Source organism: Rahnella sp. ChDrAdgB13, from assembly GCF_017655185.1.
Classification (GTDB): Bacteria; Pseudomonadota; Gammaproteobacteria; order Enterobacterales; family Enterobacteriaceae; genus Rahnella; species Rahnella contaminans.
Window position 1 is genome coordinate 1 of record NZ_JAEMGT010000185.1, and the last position, 2,070, is coordinate 2,070.

The 2,070-nt window shown below is 47.3% G+C and carries 4 protein-coding genes; all 4 read right to left on the reverse strand.

The annotated features are described in order from the left end of the window. Positions 1–161 precede the first annotated feature (161 nt). From J8X26_RS26235 to J8X26_RS26250, 4 genes are read right to left on the reverse strand one after another with little or no spacing between them, the layout of a single operon-like run. The gene (locus J8X26_RS26235) at positions 162–1,172 is read right to left on the reverse strand and encodes a tyrosine-type recombinase/integrase (protein ID WP_208952471.1); all 1,011 of its coding nucleotides are present in this window, start codon (positions 1,170–1,172) and stop codon (positions 162–164) included. Further along, positions 1,172–1,405 carry a DUF4224 domain-containing protein gene (locus tag J8X26_RS26240; RefSeq protein WP_208952472.1) on the reverse strand — a complete coding sequence of 78 codons (234 nt, stop codon included), beginning with the start codon at positions 1,403–1,405 and terminating at the stop codon, positions 1,172–1,174. Before J8X26_RS26240 ends, J8X26_RS26235 begins: the two co-directional genes overlap by 1 nt. A gap of 11 nt (positions 1,406–1,416) precedes the next feature. Next, on the reverse strand, positions 1,417–1,677 hold the full coding sequence (locus J8X26_RS26245; protein ID WP_208952473.1) for a hypothetical protein: 261 nt from the start codon (positions 1,675–1,677) through the stop codon (positions 1,417–1,419). Further along, complete coding sequence (locus J8X26_RS26250; protein ID WP_208952474.1) at positions 1,677–1,961, reverse strand: hypothetical protein; 285 nt, start codon at positions 1,959–1,961, stop codon at positions 1,677–1,679. Before J8X26_RS26250 ends, J8X26_RS26245 begins: the two co-directional genes overlap by 1 nt. Positions 1,962–2,070 lie beyond the last annotated feature (109 nt).

Here is a 2,070-nt window from a genome sequence, read left to right on the forward strand (position 1 = left end):
GATTTAAAATCCCTCGGCTTATGGCTGTACGAGTTCAAGTCTCGTCCCGGGTACCATGGGAAAATACATAACAGATTCAAAGCAATAAAAAAGTAATGTCGTATATTATAGCCACCCTCGGGTGGTTTTTTTATGCTCTTTCATAATATCACTTCATAATATTATTGGTCGCCTACTGCCGGAACTATTGCTATTTTCCTGTCATACTTTGCCGTTTGAGCCGCATTTTTGTGTCCGGATATGGCTTGTTTATCATTCAAGGATCCCACTAGGTCTGATATCCCCTTAGCTTTCAAATCGTGAAATGTGAAGTCAAATTCAAGTTCTGGGAACTTCTCTTTGGCATCTTGCTTTGCTTTCATCCAACGACTATTAAACCCATCCCGTGTATACCCAGATCCTGATGGTTGGTGCACAACAAAAATGCTACTCATTCCCACGTTGAGGGGTAACATTTTCGCTCGTTCCATTGCTGCTTCTAATCGTGGCCCCCAGCCCTTAATTTGGGTCACACCTGTTTTGCTTTGCTGAATGAGAATTCCTTCCTCAATTATCTGGTTCTTTTTCATACTCAGAATGTCGGCCTGACGAGCGCAGCAAAGATATGCCAACTCCATTGCAACCTGAACGACAGGAGGAGAAACTTTATAGAGAGCTTCATATTCTTCGTGCGTGATATACCGAGTACGGCCAATCTCCTTATACTGCTTCACGCCAATGCACGGGTTCATTTTCACCATTCCCCGTTCATACCCCCACCTGAACACACGTGAAATAAATGCTTTTTCCCTATTCGCTTGGGTACGGCTTTTCAGACCTCGCTTATCCATGTACTTACGAATATGCTCAGGTTTTATCTGGTCTGGTGGCACAGGGCCAAATACCGAAAGTACTTTGACCGAGTACTTTCGATAATCCTTCTGTGTCTCAACAGCTAACGCCACGAAGTCGCCAGAATTGAAAAACTTATCAACTAAACCGGCGAAAACATGTTCGTCTTTTTTGTCGTTGATCAGTGCCTCATAAGCAGACCATACCTGAGCCGGTGATGAGTCAAATCCACAGAGGCGGATTGTGCCGCCATTTTTCGGCTTAAACTCAAAAGCTGATCTACCCCGGCAGGTGCGTGGGGGCATCCAACTGTCTGCTGGGTTACTCCGTTTCCTTCCCATTAATCCAGTGCTCCAAAGTTAGGTTCAATTACCGAACTACTGACGTCTTTGTGTCGATGGCTGAGTGGATCGTTGAAGTGCTGCCAGGTAGTTCTCGGACGGCCATCGCGACGGGTTATAAAGAAAATCCCAGCCTCGCGCAACACTTCACACTGTTTTGTCGGAATTTTATACCCCGTCAGCACTTCGATATCAGCATCTGAAATGATGTCACTTTCTTTTTTATCAGACATATCTTTCTACCTCACACCGCACCAATAGCTTTCTGGACTACCCGATAACCCCGTTTTCTGGGCTTTTTAATTGGTTCGATCTTCGCTGGCGCTACTCGTGGCCGCGCCGGTTCTGGCTCATAAATTCCGGTGCGCATTCGATACTTTTCACGCATCTTCCAGGCGTTCCATTTCGTCCAGTCACAACCGTCGTCAACGTAAACCGTCGCCTGAATCAGCGTATCGTTCAGGTCAACACGCTTATTTTTGGAAACCCTGTGCATAGTCGGCATTAGCGAGGCTCCTCGTTTCCAAGAAGAGGGGAGCAGACGGTTGTGTAGCCAGCACCAGTTATCGCCATCGAGCACAGTGTTATGGCGCTGTTGTGCGCCCCGGCAATGATGAAACTGCGTCCGGTTCTGCCCTCAAGGTCAAGCATCGGTGGCAGAGTAACCGGCTCGGATCTGCTGGCCTGCCATGCCTGCCATAAAATTTCAGTAACTGCGTATTCATCAATTCTCATATCTGGGTAATCCGTTACCCATGATTCGAACTGCTGGCGGCTGAGCTTATCCATTTGCACCCCCGGTGTTCCCCTTGCAATAACCGGCTACGATAATCGCCTTTGCAATGCTGGCTGGCGTCGAGTTATTCGGCCATTCGGCATCCTGAACAACCCGATTTAG

Bases quoted from the DNA above. Each gene is read 5' to 3' on its own strand.
- J8X26_RS26235 (WP_208952471.1), bottom strand. From the start codon at position 1,172: ATGGGAAGGAAACGGAGTAACCCAGCAGACAGTTGGATGCCCCCACGC.
- J8X26_RS26240 (WP_208952472.1), bottom strand. From the start codon at position 1,405: ATGTCTGATAAAAAAGAAAGTGACATCATTTCAGATGCTGATATCGAA.
- J8X26_RS26245 (WP_208952473.1), bottom strand. From the start codon at position 1,677: ATGCCGACTATGCACAGGGTTTCCAAAAATAAGCGTGTTGACCTGAAC.
- J8X26_RS26250 (WP_208952474.1), bottom strand. From the start codon at position 1,961: ATGGATAAGCTCAGCCGCCAGCAGTTCGAATCATGGGTAACGGATTAC.